The following is a 19,597-nucleotide window of genomic DNA, read 5'->3' as shown; positions in this document are numbered from 1 at the left end:
GCTAGAAGCGGTAATTGAATTCGAGCCGCGCCGAATAAGCATCCCCGCCGCGCGGCGCATCGTCGTCATCGTCGCTGCGGAAGCGCGAGGACGGGCGGAACCAGCCGAGCGCGGCCTCCAGCTTGACACGGTCCGACGGCCGCCAGCCCAGCACCAGGTCGAAGGCATCGCCGAGATGGCGGTCGTCGCGCCTGTCTTCCTCCGGATCCAGCTCGGTCTCGCGCACCTTGCTGAGCACGTCCTGCCTGTAGCGGTGATAGACCAGGTCCAGCGACAGCTCACGCCCCAGGTCCAGCCCCAGGCCGGCGGTCAGCACGTGCAGATTGCTCAGGTCCGGATCGAGCGTCTCGCCGTAGATGTGGAACTTCGCCACGCCGCCGAACGTGGCCTCGTTCGAATGCAGCCCGGTCTGGCGATAGGCGCCGCCGCCACGGTCGCCGCGCTCGGGGTCGCCGCTGGCGTAGGCATAGCCCAGGGTCAGGCGCGGCCGCAGCGGCGCGGTGTCGAAGGCGTAGGTCACGCCCAGGTCGATGGCGTGGCCGTCGACGCGCTCGCCGCCGTCGCGGCCGCCGACGTGGGCCAGCTCCAGCCAGTGCCGCCAGCCCTTGTCCGGCGTGGCATGCGAGCGCAGGCCGACGTGGTTGAGGTAGGTATCCTCCGCCGAGACGTCGTGCTGGCGCACCACGTAGGCGCCGATCTGCCAGTCCTTGACCCACTTCCGGTCCATCTCGTAGCGGCCGAAGGCGGCGATGAAATTGACCGGCTCGCCGTGGCTGTCGTTGTCGAGCAGATCACGCCGCCAATGGTCGACGCGGGCGACGAACAGCTCGCCTTCCCAGCGGCCGCGGTCGTATTCCAGATGCACACCGTCCAGGTTCTCGTCCATCAGCCATTCGCGCTCGTCGCGCTGCAGCCAGCGGCCCAGCCGCAAGCGGGTATCGGGCAGCACATCCTCGATGGCGAGATAGGCATGGGTCAGGTTGAGGCGGTTGTCGGTCTCGGTCGGCTCGCCGCGCTCGCGCTTGATGCGGCGGATCAGTTCGGTCTCGATCAGGCCCCACACCCTGCGCTCGGGGAAGAAGCGCGCCTGCAGCCGAAGCTGGGGCTCGTATTCCTCGGCGCGCTCGACACGGCCGCGTTCGAGCGTGAGATTGCGCTCGGCGGCGGCTTCGACGATCAGCGTGGTGCGCAGATCGACGATCTTTTCGTCCTCGGCCGCGCCGGCGGCCGTGGCAAGCCAGCAAGCGCCGAGCACGGACAGCAGAACCGGGCGCATCATGCGGACGGCTCCGACCAGGGGGCGAGGCGAGCCTCGCAGCTTTCCAGCAACATCATCGTGGTATGGGTACGGTCCTCGAAGCGGGTGCTCAAATGGATGTGGCGGGCGAGCGAAAGCGTCGTGTAGCCGGCGATCGACGCCACTGCCACGTCGGCCATGCCGGCCCGGTAGGCTTGGATGAAGGCAGCTTCATGCGCTGCCAGGGCGCCGGCGTCGCCGTGGAAGCGGGTCGACTGCTCGATGAGGTGGGCGACGAAGTTGCCGACGTCCAGCGCGGGATCGCCCAGCGCATGCAGATCGAAGTCCAGCAGCACGATGGTTTCGCCGTCCACCAGCACCTGGTCCGGATAGAAATCGCGATGCACGCCGCACGCCATCGCTGGCGGCAGCCTGTTCGCCAATCGTTCGCAGGCGCGGGCGACGGACTCGATGCGCGCGGCCAGGCCGGGCCGCGCCTGCGCGGCCAACGCCAGGCAGCGCCGCAGCATGGCCAGTTCGTCGTCGATGCTCCATGCGCGCGCCGGCCGCAGCGCCTGCCGGTGCAGCAGCGCCAGCGCCTCGCCGATGCGCCACGCGGCGCCGGTACCGGTCTCCGGCGCGAAGCAGCCCGAAGCCGGCTGCCCCGCCACAGCGCGCTGCAGCCACAAGGCCAGCTCGGGTACGGTGCCGAGCGGCTCGGGCACGACCACCGGCCCCCGGCTCAAGCCGGCCTGCCACAAGCTGCGCTGCGTCTCGTAGCCGCGGCGGTCCAGGCCCTTGGCGCGCAGCTTGCCGAGCACGCTCTGCGGCGCACCGCCCGACGGCGTGACGACGTACTCGATCAGCGCCCGCCGCCCGGGTTTGAGCCGCCGGAGCACGGCCTGCAGCTCGCAACCGTCTTCCGCCAGCCCCAGACAGCGCGCCAGATGCGGGCGCATCTGCGCGGCATCGAGCGCCTGCGCCAAGGTCGGCAGGCCGGCCGATGCCACTTCGCTCGGCAGCGCCGCCGCTGCAGCAGCCTCGGCGGCGAGCACACGGGCACGGCCGAGCAAGCGCTCGACCTGCTGCGGCCAGTCGCGGCCGCGCTTGCGGAAAGGCTCGGCCAGCAGCTTGAGCAGTTCGGCCACGCGCTGCCAGGGCAGCGCGGCCGGCAGCGCACCGGCCGCTTCGCAGTAGCCCGCGATGCAGGCAGCGGCGGCCTTGTCCGCCTGCGACCGGGTCAGCAGGCCTTCGATCACCTGCAGGTCCAGCCGTGCGCACAGCGAAGCGAGGTCTGCCGCCGGATCGCCCTGGCAGGCGCGGTCCCAGTCGATCACGGTCAGACGGCCGGCATCGGCGATCACCTGGTCGATGGAAAAGTCGCCGTGGATGAAGCACGGCGACAGCGGCATCGCCGACAGCGCGGCGAGGCTGCGCTCGGCAAGCTCGCGGGCGGCTTGCGACTGCTCGGGGCACAGCACACCCAGCGCAGCCACCGCCTGCTCGACGGCTTCGCGCTCGTCCGTCCGCTCGCGCCGCAGCGGCGCGGCGAGGCCGCTGCGATGGATGCCGGCAAGCACGGCGCCGATGCCGCGCAGCGTCGCCGCGTCGGCCAGGCTGCCATCCTCGGGGCACAAGCTCCGGCCTTCGGTCCATGCGCAGGCGAAGACCTGCCGTTTGCTCCACATGCCCAGCAGGCGCGGGCCACCCACCGCGGCGGCGAGCGCGGCATTGCTCAGCATCGTGCCGAAACCGTCCTTCGGGCAGGCACGCAGCACCGCGACCGGCCGTCCCGCCAGCGACACGCGCGCAACCAGCCTGCGCTCGGGCTTGTAGCGCAGGATGTCGAGCACCAGCCCAGCCTCGCCATCCTCGCTGCATACGCCGAGCCGCGACAGCAGGTCGGCGAGCCTGGCGCGGTCGTCGCACAGCCGCAGTGCCCTGATCGAGCGGTCGTGGCGCAGCCGCAGCACCACGATACCCGCCCCGGCCAGCATGCAGGGCGCATCGGCCCGGCCGGCGGCGATCTCGGCCTGCCATTTCGGCCGCGCCATCGCCTGCGCGTAGCGCGCCGCCGTCAATGCTCGCAACTGGAGCCGCAGCGGCGCCCCATCCTGGAGCTGGACGCAGACACCGGCGGTGCAGCTGACGCCGGGCTTGTAGCGCAGATAGTCGACCACCACCCCGCCGGCCGCGGCCAGCCCGGGCAGGCCACGCAGCAGCGCGAGCAGCCGCGCCTCGTCGAGCAGCACGGCGAGGCCGGGCAGCGCGGTGTCGCGTGCGGCGATGGCGGCATCGGCTTCACAGTGCATCGCAGGCCTCGCTTGCCGCCTGTTCGTCCCGCCGGCCGCGCCAGAGCGCGGCGAAGCGCCCGCCACGGGCGATCAGTTCCACCGGCGCGCCTTGTTCGACCACGCGCCCGCCATCGAGGAAGACGATGCGGTCGGCTTCGGCCGCCAGCATCGGGTCGTGGGTGATGGTGAACGTGGTCCGTCCCTGGGCCAGGTGGCGCAGTGCGTCGATGACGATGCGCTCGTTGTCGCGGTCGAGGCCGACGGTGGGTTCGTCGAGCACCACGATGGCGCTGTCGCGCAAGGCGGCGCGCGCCACCGAGATGCGCTGGCGCTGCCCGCCGGACAGGGTCGCGCCGCGCTCGCCGATCACGGTGTCGTAGCCCGCCGGCAGCGCCATGATGAACTCATGGGCATTGGCGAGGCGCGCCGCCTGTTCGACCTCCTCCTGCTCGACCGGCCTCAGCGCCGCGAGCGCGATGTTGTCGCGCACCGTGGCGGCGAACAGCAGATTGTCCTGCGGCACCAGGCAGACCTGGCGGCGCAGGCTGGCGACGGTCAAATCGCGCAGGTCGTGGCCGTCGACTTCGATCGCACCGCTGCTCGGGTCGTACAAACGCAGCAGCAGGCTGCCGATCGTCGATTTGCCGGCGCCCGAGGCGCCGACGAGGGCAACGTGCTCGCCCGGCCGCAGCTCGAGCTCGAAGCCGTCGAGCACTTTCGCGCCGCCAGCGGCATAGGCGAAATCGACCTGCCGGAAGCGCACCGCACCCTTCAGCCTGCCGGCTTCGACGGCGTCCGGGCGGTCGGTGATCTCCGGCGTCTCGTCGAGCACGTCGGCGATGCGCTCGCCGGCCGCCAGCGCCTTCGACAGGCGGCTGGCGTACTTCGCGTATTCGCGCACCGGACGGAAGGAATTCTTCAGATAGGTGACGAAGACCAGCAGGTCGCCCGGGCTGAGCGAACCGGCCAGCACCTGCCGCGTGCCCTGCCACAGCACCAGCGCGGTCGCCACCGCCACCAGCAGGTCGACGCCGCGTTCGAGCCCGGCCGACAGGCGCTTGGCGCGCACGTCGGCCTGCTGGCTATGCTGGTCCGAAGCGCCGATGGCTTTCGCGATCGCCGGCTCCAGCGACAGCGACTGCACGGTGCGGATCGCCGCCAGCGCCTCGCCGGCGGTGGACGCCATCGCGCCGTCGCGCTTGCGCTGGGCGCGGCTGGCTTCGTGGATGCGGCGGCCTCGGCGCACGGTCGCCAGCAGCAGCACCGGCACCGGCAGGATCGCCACCAGCGCGAGCTGCCAGTTGAGCGCCAGCATCACCGCCAGCATGCCGCCCAGGATCAGCAGGTTGGCGCTCATCGGCATCAGCGCGGTGACCATCGCCTCCTTCAGCATGCCGACGTCGTTGACCAGGCGCAGCGTCAGGTCGCCGCTGCGGGCGCGGTGGTGGAAGGCCAGCGACAAGCGCTGCAGGTGGGCGAACAGGTCGATGCGCACCCGGCCGAGGATGCGGTTGCCCGCCAGGGCGAAGCCGATCGTGCTGAGGTAGGCCGATCCCGCTTTCAGCGCGGCGATGGCGATCACCGCCGCGGCGCACACGGCGAGCGCGATCATCGGATCGAGGCCGGCCAGCAAAGCCGGCGGCTTGCCGGCCACCAGGCCGTCGATGATCAGGGCGAGCGGCCAGGGTTCGAGCAGGCGCATCGCGGTGGAGAACACCAGCGCGGCGGCGGCGCCGGACAGCAGCGGCCGGTGGCCGCGCAGATAGGGCCCGAAGCGCCGTGCGATGCGCAGCAGCGGCGTGCTCATCGGCCCTGCCCTTGCGCCATCGTGCCGCGGGCGATCGCCAGCAGGCGGCCGACGACCGCATCCCAGCTGTGCTCGCGCTCGACCTTGCGCCGACCCGCGCGGCCGAGCCGCAGGCAGCGCGCGGGATCGGTGAGCAGCCCGGCCAGCGCGGCGGCGAGCGCATCGACATCGTCGGGCGCGACCAGCATACCGTCCTCGCCGTCGGCGACGACCGTCGCCAGGTGGCCGACCGCGCTCGCCACCACCGGCAGCCCGGCGGCCATGTATTCGTAGATCTTCAGCGGCGAGAAGTAGAAGTCGTCCAGCGCCGGATAAGGCGCGACGGCGACGTCCATCCGCGCCAGCCAGTCCGGCACCGCGGCCGGCTCGACCGCGCCGGCGAACTCGACCATCGCCGCCACACCGGCCGCTTCGGCGCTCGCCGCCAGCGCATCGCGCTCGGGACCGTCGCCGACGAGCAACAGGCGGACATCGACGCCATGCCGGCGGCGCAGGCGGACGAAGGCTTCCATCAGCACCGGCAGCCCATGCCAAGGCTTCAGCGTGCCGAGGAAGCCGATCACCGGCGCCTTGCCGGCATTGCCCTGGCCGCGGCCGGCCGCCGCGGCGGCGAAGCGTGCCGGGTCGACGCCGTTGGCGACGACATGGACACGGCCGCGCGCAGCCGGCTGGCCTTCGAGATAGGCCGCGACGCCGGGCGACACCGCGGCCAGTGCGCTGGCCGCGCCGAACACCGACTGCGCGATCCGCAACGCCTCGTCTTCGAGCACCAGGCCGCGATACTTGCGCTGCTCCTCGATCAGCGGCGCGTTGACTTCGAGCAGCCCCGGGCAGCCGGCACGCCGCGCCCAGACCATGCCGGCATCGCTCCACAGCGAATAGCGTTCATATACCAGCTCGAACGGCCCCGCCGCCTCCAGCGCCGCCATCACCGCGGCATTGGCATCGAGCGCGGCGCGGGCACGGGCGAGCGGCTCGCCCTTGGGCAGCGGCGGCAGCTCGACCACGCGCAGGCCGGCGAGATCGGCCGGCGGCTCGCCGCCGATGCGGCTGGCGAACAGCACCGGCTCGGCAGCCGCCCGCCGCAGGCCGCGCAGCACTTCCTGCACATGCACCGATGCCCCCTTGGTGCCGAACACCGGAATGCCGGGGTCGGCGCAGACGTAGGCGATTCGCATCAGCAGGCCCGCCCGTGCCGTCCGTCCCGCGCGCGCCGGAACAGCTCGCGCTGAATGGCGGCGTTGCGGTGGATGTCGTAGTCGGCCTCGATCAGCCGGCGCGCATTGGCCGACAGGCGCTCGCGCAGCACCGGATCGCCCAGCAGTTGCTCGATCGCGTCGGCCAGGGCGCGCGCATCGCCGCCTTCGACGCACAGCCCGGTATCGCCGTCGCGGACCAGTTCGGGAATGCCGGCCACCCGGGTCGAGATGCAGGGCGTGCCCAGCGCCATCGCTTCGAGCAGCACCGTGGGCAAGCCGTCGCGGTCGCCGTCGGCGCTGACGACGCAGGGCGCGGCCAGCAGCGCCGCTTCGCGCAGCGCCTGCTGCACTTCCGGCTGCGGGCGCAGGCCCGGCATCGACAGGCGGTCTTCCAGCCCCAGCGCCGCGCGCTGCGCTTCCAGTTGCGCCCTGAGCGGGCCGTCGCCGATCAGCGTGCAGCGGCACTCGACGCCGCGCGCCTTCAGCACGGCCAGCGCCTCGAGCAGCACGTCGAAGCCTTTCTTCTCGACCAGCCGGCCCACCGCCAGGATCTCGTCCGCCCGGGGCGGCGGCGGCTGCCAGCGGAAATGGGCGAGATCCAGGCCGTTGTACAAGCGCAGCGTGCGTTCGGCCGCCGTGCCGTAGCGTTCGCGCAGGTAGGCGAGGTTGTAGTCGGAGACGGTCACGGTGCAGGCGGCATCGCGCATCTTCTGGTCGAGCCGCACCGGCTCCTCGTATTCGTAATAGATGTCCTTGGCGTGGGCGGTGAAGGTGTAGGCGATATCCGCGAAGGCGGCGGCGAGACGGGTGACGGTGGCGGCCTGGGTGCCGAAATGGGCATGCAGGTGCTCGATGCCCCGCGCCTTCGCTTCGAGCGCGAGCTGGATCGCCTGCCCCACCAGATCGCCGGCGACCTCTTCCGCCGGCGCCATCCGTTCGGCGAAACGCGGCAGCTCGCGGCAGGCGCGGACGATGAGCTGCCACAGTGCATCGCCGTTGCGCAGGCGGTGCTGCAGCCGGGTGACCGGCGCACGCACGCGCGCGATCGCGTCCTGGAAATGCGTTTCCTCCACCGGGCCGAGGGCAAAGATATCGATCTGCGCGCCCGCCGCCTCGTGGGCGAGGATTTCATTGACGACGAAGGTCTCGGAAAAGCGCGGATAGCGCTTCAGCACGTAGCCTAGACGCGGGATGCTTTCAGGCGGCATGGCAGATGTCCTTGGGTAAAGCGCTGATCAGTTCCGCGGCCAGGCGGCAGAACCGGTCCAGTCCGTTGAAATCCAGCAGTTCGCGGGCGGCGGGCGGCTGCCGGCCGTGCGCCAGCCAGTGGCTCATCGCCTCAGCGCTGAGATCGTCCGGATGCAGGCAGTCGACCAGGCCCAGCGCGGCCAGCCGGCTGCTGCGGATCCACTGTTCCTTGCGCGGCACCACGCGCGGCACCAGCAGCGCGCGCTTGTTCAGCGCGAGGATCTCGATGGTGGTGTTGTAGCCGCCCATCGACACCACCGCGGCGGCATCGCGCATCAGCGCCAGCGGGTCGGCAACGAACTCCAGCACCGACATCCCGGGGCGCTCGGCCGCCAGTTCGCGCAACCGTTCGCGGGACACGGCGGGCATCATCGAGCCGGTGACGACGATGCCGCGGTGCCCGGGCGGCAGCGTCGCGCGCACGAAGGCCTCGGTCAGAAGGAAGCCGTCCTGGCCGCCGCCGACCATGCACAGCACGAAAGGCTCGCCCGCCCGAGCCGCCGGCAGCTCGACATGGGCGCAGTGGTCGAGATAGCCCAGCGCGGTGATCTTGCGCCGGATGTCGGCATCGAAGCCGCAGGCTTCGGCCGTGTCGTAGACCTTGTGGTCGCCATACACCCAGACGGCATCGTAGAACTCGCGGATGGCCCGGAAGTTGCGATGCTTGCGCCATTGGCGCAGCACCGCGGCCGGCGTGTCGAGGACGTCGCGCAGGCCGAGCACCAGCCGCGTCGGCATCCGGCGCAGCACCGGCAGCACGCCGTCGAGCTCGTTCATCGCGCCGCGCGGCACGTTGTCCACGACCACCAGATCGGGTTCGAAGCGGCGCAGCGCGGCGGCGATGGTCTCGCCGCGGAGGGCGACCAGGCGGCCGATGTCGCCACCGAGCGCGCGCGGCACGTAGCTGCCGTCCGTCTGCTTGCGGTAGGCGGGCAAGGTGATGCTGTCGACGCCGGGCGGCAGCGCGAAGGCGCCGGCCTCGCGGATGCCGGAGACCAGCAGGATCTGCGCCTGCGGCTCGGCCGCCGCCAGCGCGCGCGCCAGCAGGATGTTGCGCCGGATGTGGCCGAAGCCCATCGTGTCGTGGGAATAGAGCGCGATTCTGGGTCCGGCATGGGACGGATTCATGGCAAAGCTCCACAGTGAGGCCAGCCATGCATCCGGACTGGCGGAACGGGCGGCTGCCCATTACCCATCCAGTCTAGGAATCCGAATCTGAACGTCGCATGACGCGGCCGTTCACGCTTCGTTCACACTTTCTTCACACGGGCCGGCACGCTTGCCGCCGGCATCCCTACATCGGCAGCTGCAGCTCGACCCTCAGGCCACCCAGTTCGCTCGACTCCAGGCCGAGCGCTCCGTCATAGGTCTCGGCAATGTCGGCCGAAATGGCCAGCCCGAGGCCTGAGCCCTCCACGCTCTCGTCGAAGCGCTGGCCGCGCCGCAGGCGCTGCTCGATCTGCTCGCGGCTCAGGCCCGGGCCATCGTCCTCGATACAAATCGACAACATCCCGGCTTCGGCACGCGCCCTCACCCGCACCTCGCTCCTGGCCCACTTGCCGGCGTTGTCGAGCAGGTTGCCGAGCATCTCCTCGAAGTCGGTCGGCTCCCCGCGCCACATCAGCGCGGCCGGCACGTCCATGTGCCAGACCAAGGCATGGGCTTGGTGCAGGCGACGCATCAGCACCAGCAGCGCCGTGATGCGCTCCTGGACGGAGATGCGGCGCATCTCGCCCGAGCCGCTGCCGGCACGCGCCAGGTAGCGGTCGATCAGGCGCGACATGGTGGCGACCTGGCTGCGCAGCAGTTCGCCGTCGTTGCCGGCATGCGCCAGCAGGGCGAGCGGCTTCTTGAGCGCATGGCTGAGGTCGGCGGCATGGGCGCGCGCGCGGCCGACGATGCGCGCGTTGCGCGTCAGCACTTCGTCCATCTCTTCGGCCAGCGGGTCGAGATCGGGACCGTAGCCGCGCCCGATCCGCTCCGCCGTGCCCTGGCGGACCCTGGACAGGGCCGTATGCAGGCGCCGCAGCGGCGACAGGCCGAAGCGGATCTGGATGAGCATCAGCAGGATCAGCGACACGATCAGGCCGGCACCGGTTGCGACCAGGATACGGTCCAGATAGGCGAGCTCGCGCTCCGTTTCCGCCGCCGGCCCATACACGTGCAGCCGCGCCTGGTGCTCGTCGGCGCCGACCGCGCGCACGATGCCGAACAGCCGCTCGCCGCGCGGCCCGGTCAGGCGCTGCAGGCTTTCGCCATGCCCGCTCGGCAGCGCCTTGGCGGTTTCCAGCCCGCTGTCCCACAGCGAGCGGGAACGCAGCAGGCGCGTGCCGTCCTCCAGTTGCCAGTACCAGCCGGAAAAGATGCGGCTGAACTCGTCCGTGCCGCGGTACTGCCCCTGCACGAGGGCCCCATCGGTGCCTGAAACGAAGTTCGCCCCGATGCGGTCGGCATGCTCCTGAAGGCGCAACACCATGCCGTTGTAAAGCGTGTCATGCACTTTCTGCCGTAGCACCCAGCCCCCCGCGGCACTCACCAGCATGGTCGCCGCGGTGCCGATCAGCAGCAGGCGGCCGCCGAGCCCGATGCGCCTAGCCATCGCCGCCACTGTCGTCGGCGAGGCGGTAACCGCGCCCGCGCTCGGTATGGATCAGCGGATGGCCCAGGCGCCGGCGGATGCGGCCGATCATGACGTCGAGCGTGTTCGAGTCGGGATCGAGGTCGCGGGCATAGACGTGCTCGGCGATCTCGCTGCGCGACACCACGCAGCCGTGGCGCTGGATCAGGTAGGCGAGGATCAGTTGCTCCTGTGCGGTCAGCACCAGTGGCCGGCCCTCCAGCATGAAGCGATCGGCGTTGCTGTCGTAGCTGAGCGGGCCGACGGTGATCAGCGGATGGGCATGGCCGCGCGCGCGCCGCGTCAGCACGCGCAGGCGCAAGGCGACCTCCTCGTGCAGGAAAGGCTTGGTCAGGTAGTCGTCGGCACCGGCGTCGAAGCCGGCCAGCTTGTCGCTCCAGCGCCCGCGCGCGGTCAGGATCAGCACCGGCATGTCGCGCCCGTGCTCGCGCCAGCTGCGCAGCACCGACACGCCATCCAGGCCGGGCAGCCCGAGGTCGAGCACCGCCGCGTCGTAGGCTTCGGTGCAGCCCATGAAATCCGCCTCGTTGCCGTCGCGGGCGATGTCCACCACCATGCCCGACAGGCGCAGGTCCTCGGCGATCCGGTCCGCCAGTTCGGCATCGTCCTCCACCACCAGCACGCGCATTATTCGGCGCCCTCCTGGCGCAGCAGCTCGCCCGTCAGCGCATCGACATGTACTTCGATCTTGCGGCCATCGCTCAGCAGGACTTCGACTTCGTAATAGGGCCGGTCGTCCTTGCCGAATTCGAGCTCGGCCTCGAGGATGACGCCGCGGTAGAGCGCGAGAATCAGGTCGAGCACGTCCGGCAGGGGCTTCACCCATTGCAGCGTGCCGGAACGCAGTTCGCTGCCGGGAACGATCTGGCCGCTGCGGGCATCGACGAGCAGCTCGACCTGGCGTCCGCCCGCCTGGGCAATACGCACCTCATAGACCGCGGGCTCGCCGGGGTTCTGGTCGAGCTCCACGTCCAGCACGTGTCCGGGGTAGCGTTCGAGAACCGCGCGCAATACCTGCGGCAAGGGCATCACGACCGCGATTTCGGCCGCGCGGTCGTCGAGCACGAGGCCGGTCACGGCATCGACGTGGACTTCCTTGCGGCGGCCGTTCTCCTGCAGGATCTTGATCTCGTAGATGCGGCGGCCAGAGGGGTCGCGGTCGAGTTCGACATCCAGCACCTTGCCCGGATAACGCCCCTGCACCCGGCCCAGGATGTCCTTCAGCGGCATCAGCTGTCCGGCTTCGACCGCACGGCGTACCATATCCTGCTCCACCGCAGCGGCAATCGGCGCCGCAAGCAGCAGCATCGTGGCGAACAGCGACAGGCAGCGGGAAGGCATCATGGCGGGCGTGAATGTGCGAGCGGGACATCGTGACACGCTTCACCGCGCTGCGCATCACTGCCGGCATCATCCGCCGGCGCGGGTGAACGGCGGGTGAACGCCGCAAGACTGCCGCCCTGCCCGCCCTCAGTGCTCGCCCGAACGCACGTTCTTGCCCTTGTCGTCGGGCTCGATGTCCCAGTCGCCGTACAGATACCAGTCCTCGCCCAGCACTTCGGCCGGGTGCATGGTACGTCCCGAGCCATTGCCACAGCCCAGGGCATCGACCGGACAGTACTTGTCGCAGCCCCAGCAGATCCGCTCGGGATGCTTGGGATGGAGAGGGAATTTCTTGGCCATGGCTGTCGTCCTCCCGCGAGCGGCGAATGCAATACCCGAGTATTTTTGTCGGGTTATGAGCCTACTGCCTTGACCTCGATCAAACGCGACCGGATGCTTCAGCGCAGCTTGCTGGCAACGAACTGCAGCGCGAGCTCGTAGCCCAGCGTGCCGAAACCCGCCATTACCGCTTCGGCGATGTCCGACAGATAGGAGTGATGGCGAAAAACTTCGCGCTTATGCACGTTGGAAATATGCACTTCGACGAAGGGAATCGCCACGCCGCCGAAGGCATCGCGGATCGCCACACTGGTATGGGTGTAGGCACCCGGATTGATGATGACGAACTGCACGCCCTCCAGCCGCGCCTGGTGGATGCGGTCGACGATCGCGCCTTCGTGGTTGCTCTGGAAGCAGTCGACTTCCAGGCCCAGTTCCCCTCCCTGCGCGCGCAGGCCGTTCTCGACGTCAGCCAGCGTCGTCGAACCGTAGATGTGCGGCTCGCGCGTGCCGAGCAGGTTCAGGTTCGGGCCATTGATGATCAGGACCTTGCTCATGCGGGAATGCTCCTTTGCAGAAAGACCCGCAGTGTGCCGCAGTATCGGTTGCAGCGGTATCGACCGCCACGGTATCGAGCGCCGCCGCACTGGCTGCCGCAGTATGGACCGCCGCATGTCTTGAGCACTGCCAATGTGTATTGCTATAGTAATACACATGGATGCCATGAGCCTGCACATCGAGCCCAGCTCGCCCGACCCGATCTATCGCCAGATCGTCGGCCAGGTCGCGCGCATGGTCGCTGCCGGCCAATGCCCGCCGGGCACGCGCCTGCCTTCGGTGCGCGAGGTCGCGGCGGCCCATGCGGTGAATCCGATGACGGTTTCCAAGGCCTATGCCCAGCTCGAAGCCCAGGGCCTGCTGGAGCGCCAGCGCGGCAAGGGCATGGTGGTGGCGGCGCAGGCACCGGCACACCGTTCCATCGAAGACAGGCTGCAGGCATTGGCGCCGGCGCTGGAGGAAGTGGCACGCCAGGCCGGACAGCTCGGGCTGGAAGCGGGGCCAGTGATCGAAGCCTTGCGCCAGCTCATGCAGAACGAAGACAGGGAGCAATGAAGATGGATGGAATCACAGCACAGGCACCGCTGATCGAAGTGCGGGAACTCGGCAAGGATTACGGCAAGCGCCGCATCCTGGATGGCGTGTCGCTGGCCGTCGAACCCGGTTGCATCCTCGGCCTGGTCGGCCGCAACGGCGCCGGCAAGAGCAGCTTGCTGGAATGCCTGCTGGGCCTGCGCCGCGCCGACCGTGGCAGCGCCCTGGTGTTCGGCAAGCCACCCGAGCGCATGGACGATGCCGACAAGATGCGCCTGGGCTACGTGCCGCAGCAGCCGGACGGCTTCGACTGGATGACGATCGACGAGATGCTGGGCATGATCGCCGGACTCTATCCAGGCTGGGATGCGCAACTAGCCGCGCGCCTGCTCGACACCTGGGATCTGTACGGCGACCGCCGCCTGTCCACGCTGTCGCCGGGCGAGCGCCAGCAGGTCGCGATCATCCGCGCGCTGGCGCCCCGCCCTGCGCTGCTGGTGCTGGACGAACCGGCTTCGGCGCTCGACCCGGTTGCGCGCCGCACCCTGCTGCGCGAGATCGTCGATCTGGCGCTGGAGGACGGCACCACGGTGGTGTTCTCCACCCACATCATCTCCGACCTCGAACGGGTGGCTTCGCACGTCGCCCTGCTGCATGGCGGCCGCATCCGCCTGCACGCCGCGCTGGACGACATCAAGGACAGCCTGCGGCGGCTGTGGTGGCCGGCATCAACGCCCCTGCCCGAAACGCCGCTGGCAGGCGAACTGTCGCGGCGGCCGCTGGAGGAAGGCGGCTGGAGCCTGATATTGCGCGATGCAGACCTTCAGGCCGGGCATTGGCCGGCGGAAGCCAGGTTGAACCCGCTGGCGCTCGAAGATCTGTTCGTGGAACTGGCGGCATGAACGCGCGTGCCCTGCGCCAATTGGCTCCCCCGATCTGGGCGTACGTGCTTTACGCCTTGCTGCTGGCGGTCTTTCTGGGCATGACGCTGTACCCCTTTCTCTCCGGCCGGAGTACCGAGACGCAAACACCCTGGCCAGCAACGTGGGTGGTCATCGCCGCAGTGTGGTCATGGCTGGTGGGGCAACAGATGTGCCTGACGGCCCACCGCATGCTGCCGCTGCGCCTGCCGCGCATCGCCTCCTCGTTGCGCAAATCCGTCGGCCTGCATGCAGTGGTGGGTGTCGCCCTGCCCGTGCTGACCGTGCAGCTCTGGCAGCCCTCGGCAAGCATGCTCAGCGCCCTGGCCGCCGCACTGTGGCTGGGCTCCGCGATCAGCCTGCTGACCCTGAGCCTGCCGGTGCCGCTGGCCGTCGTGCCGGCACTCGTGCTGATTCTGGGCTGGGATCATTTCGACGCCCCTGCAGTCCAGTTCGTCGCCGGCAGCATCGCGCTGCTGCTGGCCGAACTGTGCTGGCGCTGGCATCTGTCCCGGCTGCGCCCCGGTATCTGGGCCCCCTGCGGCGCCTGGCTCGGCGGCCGTTCCTTGCAGGCATCGTTGCCATTGCAGACTGGCCGCCGATCGCCACCGGTCAACGGCAGCCCGGCCGGCATGGTTTCATCCGCCAGCCCGGTACCGGCCCGGTACGACCAGGATCTGCTGGCCAGGATGCTTGGGCGCAGGTTCCAGACCTTCCGCCAGGCTTACGGCCGGCGCGGCCAATGGCTGATCTGGCTGCTCGTCGCGGGCTGCATCGCCGGGCTGCTTGCGCTTGGCCGTGTGTGGCCCGAACCGGCGTGGGGGAAGGACAAGGTGGCGATCCTTGCCATCATGCTCATGCTTCTGATCGACCACTCTCAGCATATGGTCGACAAGCTGCTCACCAAGCGCCGCACCCAATGGGTGGAGCTCTATCTCGCCCCCGGCCTGCCGCCGCGCGCCCATCTGGAGGGCGCAGTGATGCGGCAGATCTTCCGCTGCGTGGGGGAGCGGGTACTGCTGCTTGCCCTGTTCCTGCCCGCAGTCGTGCAGTTGAGCTATTCGCTGAACATGTGGTGGGCGCTGTGGTGGGTGTGCTTTGCCCTGATCGTGCTGCTGCAAGGTGTGCATAAGGCCTGGCTGAGCTGGCATGGACGGCCGCTGAGCGCCATCACGCTGTGGGCGACCGCGCGGATCGCAGGGTTCTTCGCCTTGTCCCTCTCCACCAATCTGTGGCTGCTCCAGCAGCATTCACCTTATGGCCCGATGTCCTATGCCTGGACCGCGCTGGGCTGGGTGATTTATCTGGGCGCGATGCTGGCGCATTTCCGGACTGCCAGGCGCCGGATCAACACGAGGACGAACGGAGATGGATGGAATGGCTGAGCGCATGCCACGGAGCGGGACACGAAGGCACGCCCACCGGCTACGGCCTTTGTTCCCCGAAGCCTGGGTGTGCGTGCTGGGCATCGTACTGTATGTGTTCGGCCTAGGCATGGGCAGCCTGCCCAGCTTCTTCGACGGCGACGCCGAGGCAAGGCGCTTCTGGCCGGCGACCTGGACGGCCGTGGCCGCGCTGTGGTGGGCTTTCATGGGCACACGGATGTGTGTGACGCTCGACCGCATGCTGGCACTGCGCCTGCCGCGCATCGGCGCCACCTTTCGCGATGCAGTCAGCCTTCACCTGCTGTTCAGCGTCGGTCTGCCGATGCTGGTGATGCTGTTGTGGCAGCCGCAACAGACCGGAACCGAAAACAGCCTCCCGTCCCTGGCCGCGGCATTGTGGCTCGGCTCCACCATCGGCCTGCTGGTCATCAGCCTGCCGCTGCCGCTCGCCTTCGCGCCAAGCGTGCTGCTGATTCTCAATTGGGACGGACTGGACGAGCCGACCATCCGTTTCGCCGCCGGCTGCGCCGCGCTGCTGCTGGCCGGCCTGTCGTGGCATTGGCACATCGCCCGGCGGCGGCACGTTCTGCTGGCGTCCTTCGGTGCCTGGGTGGAAGACTCGACGCCGCAGTTGCGCCTGATCGGACGTTTGCCGGCCACCCCACTCGGCGAGCGAATCCCGGCGGCGCCTGCCGCCTCCCCGGCGATTGCGGAAAACAGCCAGGCCATGCTCGCCAGGATTCTCGGGCAGGATTTCCAGACCCTTCGCCAGACCTACGGCCCGCGCCGCCAGGTGCTGACCTGGGCGATCTTCCTGGGCGGCAGCGCGGCATTGCTGATCTACGGCCATTTCGCCGACGTCGAGAGAACGCGCTCGGTGTCCGGCAATCCGGTCATGTTCGTCATCAGTTGGTTCAGCTTGGCGATGCTCGTACAAAAGCCACAACGCGCCCTGATGGCTTTGCGCACACGGCTGCAGGGGCAGCGGGCCGAGCTGTTCCTCGCCCCTGGCCTGCCTCCGCAGGCTTCTCTGGAACAGGCCGTGCTGCAGCAGGCTTTCCTGTCCCTGCGGGAGAAAGCGCTGCTGATCGCGATTGCCATGCCGGCAGCGATGCAGATGAGCTTCCTGCTGAATCCGTGGTGGGGATTGTGGATGGCTGGCTTCGCCGTGCTGTCGGTGCTGCTGGGGCTGTATTCGACCTGGCTGGCCTGGCATGGACAGCAGTCAGGTCTGACATGGCTCATCGCCTTCGGCATCCTGAGTCTTGGCACCCATGGATGGATGCTGGCTCATCCGCACGCCCCGCCCGCATGGCTGGTCCTGGCCTGGGCGGCATTCCTGCTATGGGCGCTGACCCGGTTCGCATTTGCCCGGCGCCGGCTCCAGGCAAGCCGCTAGGCCCGGCGCGCTCACATGCCCAGCGACTTCAGCAGCGCATCGTGCTCGTCGGCATCGGCCGCCGGCGCTGCGGTCTCCGCCGGCCGGCGGTTCTGCTCCAGCAGTTCGTCCGGATCGGGCGCCTCGTTCGGTTCGAAATCGACGAGCTTGATGAATTCGGTGTGGTCGACCGCCAGTTCCAGGTAGAAGACGTTGTTCTGCGCGGTGTAGAAAGTCACGCGCCGCGCTTCGGGCTGATCCAGCTTGGTATCGACGCTGAGGATGACCTGCTTGTTGAGCACCAGCATCTTGGGCTGGTTCTGCGTGATGTCGATCTGCAGTTCGCGCCCGACCTTACCGGTGAAATTGCCGACGATCTGGTTCATCAGTTCGCCCATGACGTTGCTGACTTCGTCGGACGTGTAGGACACCGCCAGCTCGGATCTGGCCATGCCCATGCTGAGCATGTAGCGCTCGTAGATCTCCATCGCCGCCTGCGCCGAGAAGTTCATCACCACCAGCCCAGAGAAGCCGCCGTCGAACAGCACGAAGCAGCCGATGTCGGGCTTGAGGCAGGTCTTGGTGATCTTCTGCACCATGCCGGAGAAGCGGATCTCGCCCTGGGTGGCCTTGCCGAGCACCGAGGAGACGGAGTTGCACAGGCCCAGCAGCAGGTCTTCGGTGCCGAATACGACGGGGTGGTCAGCCTTGTTCATGGCGCTCGGGAAACGGATGGGATCGATGAGCTTTTGTAGCACAGCCGGAGATCGCCGCGCAGGCCGATCTCATAAGCCGCGTGCATTCATGCACGGATCACCCTCCGTCACCCGGCGGAGCCGGACACGGCGGGCCTTCCGTCGCGCACCAGTGCCGACACCCTGGCATCCACGGTCAGAGACAGCGCAGTCAAGGCCGCAGCTCTCGCCCGCCCCTCGGCCGTGGCTCGGAACAGGTGGGGCGTCATCAGCAACAGGTCGGCGATCACCTCGGCGCCTTCCAGGTCCAGGGCGAAGCGCAGGCTGTCATATGCGCCCCAATCGAATCCTGCCGGCACCGAAGGTTCGCTCTTGCGCTCGGGCTTCAGCGCCGGATAGATGATCTCGCGCAGTTCTCGCAGATGATCCGGGCCGGCATCGACCTGCAGCAGCAGACCACCGGGTTTCAGCACCCGGGCGAACTCCGCATATACCGGAAAACCGAACATGCACAGCACGCAGTCGAGCGTGGCATCCGCCAGCGGCAGCCTGGCATTGCTGCCCACCAGCCAGGTCGCTTCGCGCTGCTGCCTGGCCGCCGCCTGCACCGCCCATTTGGAAATATCCACGCCGACCGGGGCAAGCTCCCGGGCTGCGGCCGCAATCCCGAGCTGGCGCAGGTAGTAGCCTTCGCCGCAGCCGGCGTCGAGGCAGCTCGCCTGCCCCTGCGGCGGCAGCCCGGCCAGCACCTTGCGGCTCACCTCGTCGGCAATCGGCTGGTAATGGCCGGCATTCAGGAAGCGTCTGCGTGCCGCGACCATTTCCTTGCTGTCGCCAGGGTCGCGCGAACGCTTTTGCTGCACCGGCAGCAGGTTGACATAGCCTTCGCGGGCAATGTCGAAGCCATGTCCGGCAGGACAGCGCCAGGTAGAGCCGTCACGCCGGAGCGGCGTCGCATCCAGTGGACAAACCAGATTCTGGAACGGAATGATCATGGGCGCGAAGCGTGCAGCAGGCCAGGCGCAAACACAAGCATCGCCGCCCCAGATGCCAGGCATCCGCGGACACCGTACAATCGAGCAAGACCCACGCAGGACGCGCCATGAACACCGTAACGGCCTCATCCGACATCGCAGAGAAGTCGGCTCGAAATCAGACTCCCCGGACAGCCGCTCATGCCGATCGCAGCAACCTCGTCGACATGCGCCCGTCGATCGGGGATTCGCTGCAGCTCGACTGGGGAATGCCGCTGAAGTCGCAGAAAACCTACGTCAAGCTGGTGGGTTACCTGAAGGATCGATCGATCATCGTCACCACACCGACCATCGGCGGATGCCGGCTGGAATTGGTGGAAAATGACAACGTGCTCGTCCGCGGCTTCTCCGGAACCAACGCCTACGCTTTCCGGGCATCCGTGCTGCGCGTGAGCCGGCTACCCTTCGACCATGTCCATCTGTCGTTTCCGGACAGCGTCTTCGGCCGACCCGTGCGCCGATCCCCGCGCGTCAGAACCGAACTCGAGGCCGATCTGCACTCGGACTGCCCAGATCGGGCAGAGCCGATCCGTGCGCAAATCGAGAACCTCAGCGCCCTCGGCGCACTGGTTTGTACGGAGAACCTGCTCGACTCCGAGTTCCCCCTGCGCTTCAGCACCGTATTGATGCTGCACGGCAACAGCATCACGCTGGAAGCCGACAGCATGATCGTCAGCCACCACGTGGAAGCGAACGGCAGCGGCATCCACAGCTACGGCCTGAAGTTCACCGGCTTCGATGCTAACGACGCAATGCTGCTCAAGGCATACGTCTACCAGCAGATCGTGGACTACCCGGACTCGGTGTGCTGATGCGGTGCAAGGCCGCAAAGATGCCATTCGTCCGCAAAAAAGCAAAAACCCGCTGAATCAGCGGGTTATGTGCTTGTCTGGCGGAGACGGAGGGATTCGAACCCTCGATACCGTTTTTGACGGTATGCTCCCTTAGCAGGGGAGTGCCTTCGACCTCTCGGCCACGTCTCCATCAGGAAGGCGCGATCATAGCGAG

18 protein-coding genes and 1 tRNA gene are annotated in these 19,597 nt (G+C 68.6%); 5 read left to right on the top strand and 14 right to left on the bottom strand.

Annotation, left to right across the window (positions count from 1 at the left end; genetic code table 11):
• Position 1: 1 nt before the first annotated feature.
• The 11 genes from NX068_RS03015 to aroQ all read right to left on the bottom strand — a co-directional run bounded on the left by NX068_RS03015 (position 2) and on the right by aroQ (position 12,642).
• Entirely contained in the window at positions 2-1,279 is a 1,278-nt protein-coding gene (locus NX068_RS03015) for an alginate export family protein (RefSeq protein WP_263459820.1), read from the bottom strand.
• On the bottom strand, positions 1,276-3,549 hold the full coding sequence (locus NX068_RS03010) for an aminoglycoside phosphotransferase family protein (protein WP_263459819.1): 2,274 nt from the start codon (positions 3,547-3,549) through the stop codon (positions 1,276-1,278). The genes NX068_RS03015 and NX068_RS03010 overlap by 4 nt, the downstream gene beginning before the upstream one ends.
• Positions 3,539-5,338, bottom strand: coding sequence for an ABC transporter ATP-binding protein (locus tag NX068_RS03005; protein WP_263459818.1), 1,800 nt, complete (start codon positions 5,336-5,338; stop codon positions 3,539-3,541). The genes NX068_RS03010 and NX068_RS03005 overlap by 11 nt, the downstream gene beginning before the upstream one ends.
• The gene (locus NX068_RS03000) at positions 5,335-6,516 is read right to left on the bottom strand and encodes a glycosyltransferase family 4 protein (RefSeq protein ID WP_263459817.1); all 1,182 of its coding nucleotides are present in this window, start codon (positions 6,514-6,516) and stop codon (positions 5,335-5,337) included. The genes NX068_RS03005 and NX068_RS03000 overlap by 4 nt, the downstream gene beginning before the upstream one ends.
• Positions 6,516-7,745 (bottom strand): glycosyltransferase, encoded by a 1,230-nt coding sequence (locus tag NX068_RS02995; protein WP_263459816.1) that lies wholly within the window; start codon positions 7,743-7,745, stop codon positions 6,516-6,518. The genes NX068_RS03000 and NX068_RS02995 overlap by 1 nt, the downstream gene beginning before the upstream one ends.
• Positions 7,735-8,913 carry a glycosyltransferase family protein gene (locus NX068_RS02990; RefSeq protein WP_263459815.1) on the bottom strand — a complete coding sequence of 393 codons (1,179 nt, stop codon included), beginning with the start codon at positions 8,911-8,913 and terminating at the stop codon, positions 7,735-7,737. The genes NX068_RS02995 and NX068_RS02990 overlap by 11 nt, the downstream gene beginning before the upstream one ends.
• Before the next feature lie 166 nt (positions 8,914-9,079).
• The gene (locus NX068_RS02985) at positions 9,080-10,384 is read right to left on the bottom strand and encodes a sensor histidine kinase (protein WP_263459814.1); all 1,305 of its coding nucleotides are present in this window, start codon (positions 10,382-10,384) and stop codon (positions 9,080-9,082) included.
• Positions 10,377-11,051: a response regulator transcription factor gene (locus NX068_RS02980; RefSeq protein ID WP_263459813.1), complete on the bottom strand. Its 675-nt coding sequence runs from the start codon at positions 11,049-11,051 to the stop codon at positions 10,377-10,379. The genes NX068_RS02985 and NX068_RS02980 overlap by 8 nt, the downstream gene beginning before the upstream one ends.
• Positions 11,051-11,767, bottom strand: a complete 717-nt coding sequence (locus tag NX068_RS02975) for a PepSY domain-containing protein (protein WP_263459812.1) — start codon at positions 11,765-11,767, stop codon at positions 11,051-11,053. The genes NX068_RS02980 and NX068_RS02975 overlap by 1 nt, the downstream gene beginning before the upstream one ends.
• A gap of 126 nt (positions 11,768-11,893) precedes the next feature.
• Positions 11,894-12,106 carry a DUF3079 domain-containing protein gene (locus tag NX068_RS02970; protein WP_263459811.1) on the bottom strand — a complete coding sequence of 71 codons (213 nt, stop codon included), beginning with the start codon at positions 12,104-12,106 and terminating at the stop codon, positions 11,894-11,896.
• Between the two features lie 98 nt (positions 12,107-12,204).
• Positions 12,205-12,642 (bottom strand): type II 3-dehydroquinate dehydratase, encoded by a 438-nt coding sequence (aroQ, locus tag NX068_RS02965; protein WP_263459810.1) that lies wholly within the window; start codon positions 12,640-12,642, stop codon positions 12,205-12,207.
• 166 nt (positions 12,643-12,808) lie between these two features.
• Here aroQ and NX068_RS02960 point away from each other — a divergent pair, with 166 nt between their 5' ends.
• From NX068_RS02960 to NX068_RS02945, 4 genes are read left to right on the top strand one after another with little or no spacing between them, the layout of a single operon-like run.
• Positions 12,809-13,198 carry a GntR family transcriptional regulator gene (locus NX068_RS02960; RefSeq protein WP_263459809.1) on the top strand — a complete coding sequence of 130 codons (390 nt, stop codon included), beginning with the start codon at positions 12,809-12,811 and terminating at the stop codon, positions 13,196-13,198.
• Positions 13,199-13,200: 2 nt separating this feature from the next.
• On the top strand, positions 13,201-14,079 hold the full coding sequence (locus tag NX068_RS02955) for an ABC transporter ATP-binding protein (protein ID WP_263459808.1): 879 nt from the start codon (positions 13,201-13,203) through the stop codon (positions 14,077-14,079).
• On the top strand, positions 14,076-15,482 hold the full coding sequence (locus NX068_RS02950; RefSeq protein ID WP_263459807.1) for a hypothetical protein: 1,407 nt from the start codon (positions 14,076-14,078) through the stop codon (positions 15,480-15,482). The genes NX068_RS02955 and NX068_RS02950 overlap by 4 nt, the downstream gene beginning before the upstream one ends.
• Positions 15,483-15,531: 49 nt before the next feature.
• A complete protein-coding gene (locus tag NX068_RS02945) occupies positions 15,532-16,881 on the top strand; it encodes a hypothetical protein (RefSeq protein ID WP_263459806.1) in 1,350 nt (449 codons plus the stop codon).
• A gap of 11 nt (positions 16,882-16,892) precedes the next feature.
• Here NX068_RS02945 and NX068_RS02940 read toward each other — a convergent pair whose 3' ends face one another.
• Both NX068_RS02940 and NX068_RS02935 read right to left on the bottom strand, forming a co-directional pair.
• On the bottom strand, positions 16,893-17,576 hold the full coding sequence (locus NX068_RS02940; protein ID WP_263459805.1) for a DUF3334 family protein: 684 nt from the start codon (positions 17,574-17,576) through the stop codon (positions 16,893-16,895).
• 107 nt (positions 17,577-17,683) lie between these two features.
• Entirely contained in the window at positions 17,684-18,550 is an 867-nt protein-coding gene (locus NX068_RS02935) for a putative RNA methyltransferase (protein WP_263459804.1), read from the bottom strand.
• A gap of 107 nt (positions 18,551-18,657) precedes the next feature.
• Here NX068_RS02935 and NX068_RS02930 point away from each other — a divergent pair, with 107 nt between their 5' ends.
• A complete protein-coding gene (locus NX068_RS02930) occupies positions 18,658-19,401 on the top strand; it encodes a flagellar brake domain-containing protein (RefSeq protein WP_263459803.1) in 744 nt (247 codons plus the stop codon).
• 78 nt (positions 19,402-19,479) lie between these two features.
• Here NX068_RS02930 and NX068_RS02925 read toward each other — a convergent pair.
• Positions 19,480-19,572, bottom strand: a tRNA-Ser gene (locus tag NX068_RS02925).
• Positions 19,573-19,597: the final 25 nt, after the last annotated feature.

This window comes from Thauera carbonicopians, assembly GCF_025699485.1.
Taxonomy (GTDB): Bacteria; Pseudomonadota; Gammaproteobacteria; order Burkholderiales; family Rhodocyclaceae; genus Thauera.
Note: the sequence above shows the minus strand (reverse complement) of the source record. Positions and strands in the feature narration are given on the sequence as shown.

Excerpts from the sequence above, each read along its gene's own strand:
- NX068_RS03015 (WP_263459820.1), bottom strand. The coding sequence starts at position 1,279 with ATGATGCGCCCGGTTCTGCTGTCCGTGCTCGGCGCTTGCTGGCTTGCC.
- NX068_RS03010 (WP_263459819.1), bottom strand. The coding sequence starts at position 3,549 with ATGCACTGTGAAGCCGATGCCGCCATCGCCGCACGCGACACCGCGCTG.
- NX068_RS03005 (WP_263459818.1), bottom strand. The coding sequence starts at position 5,338 with ATGAGCACGCCGCTGCTGCGCATCGCACGGCGCTTCGGGCCCTATCTG.
- NX068_RS03000 (WP_263459817.1), bottom strand. The coding sequence starts at position 6,516 with ATGCGAATCGCCTACGTCTGCGCCGACCCCGGCATTCCGGTGTTCGGC.
- NX068_RS02995 (WP_263459816.1), bottom strand. The coding sequence starts at position 7,745 with ATGCCGCCTGAAAGCATCCCGCGTCTAGGCTACGTGCTGAAGCGCTAT.
- NX068_RS02990 (WP_263459815.1), bottom strand. The coding sequence starts at position 8,913 with ATGAATCCGTCCCATGCCGGACCCAGAATCGCGCTCTATTCCCACGAC.
- NX068_RS02985 (WP_263459814.1), bottom strand. The coding sequence starts at position 10,384 with ATGGCTAGGCGCATCGGGCTCGGCGGCCGCCTGCTGCTGATCGGCACC.
- NX068_RS02980 (WP_263459813.1), bottom strand. The coding sequence starts at position 11,051 with ATGCGCGTGCTGGTGGTGGAGGACGATGCCGAACTGGCGGACCGGATC.
- NX068_RS02975 (WP_263459812.1), bottom strand. The coding sequence starts at position 11,767 with ATGATGCCTTCCCGCTGCCTGTCGCTGTTCGCCACGATGCTGCTGCTT.
- NX068_RS02970 (WP_263459811.1), bottom strand. The coding sequence starts at position 12,106 with ATGGCCAAGAAATTCCCTCTCCATCCCAAGCATCCCGAGCGGATCTGC.
- aroQ (WP_263459810.1), bottom strand. The coding sequence starts at position 12,642 with ATGAGCAAGGTCCTGATCATCAATGGCCCGAACCTGAACCTGCTCGGC.
- NX068_RS02960 (WP_263459809.1), top strand. The coding sequence starts at position 12,809 with ATGAGCCTGCACATCGAGCCCAGCTCGCCCGACCCGATCTATCGCCAG.
- NX068_RS02955 (WP_263459808.1), top strand. The coding sequence starts at position 13,201 with ATGGATGGAATCACAGCACAGGCACCGCTGATCGAAGTGCGGGAACTC.
- NX068_RS02950 (WP_263459807.1), top strand. The coding sequence starts at position 14,076 with ATGAACGCGCGTGCCCTGCGCCAATTGGCTCCCCCGATCTGGGCGTAC.
- NX068_RS02940 (WP_263459805.1), bottom strand. The coding sequence starts at position 17,576 with ATGAACAAGGCTGACCACCCCGTCGTATTCGGCACCGAAGACCTGCTG.
- NX068_RS02935 (WP_263459804.1), bottom strand. The coding sequence starts at position 18,550 with ATGATCATTCCGTTCCAGAATCTGGTTTGTCCACTGGATGCGACGCCG.
- NX068_RS02930 (WP_263459803.1), top strand. The coding sequence starts at position 18,658 with ATGAACACCGTAACGGCCTCATCCGACATCGCAGAGAAGTCGGCTCGA.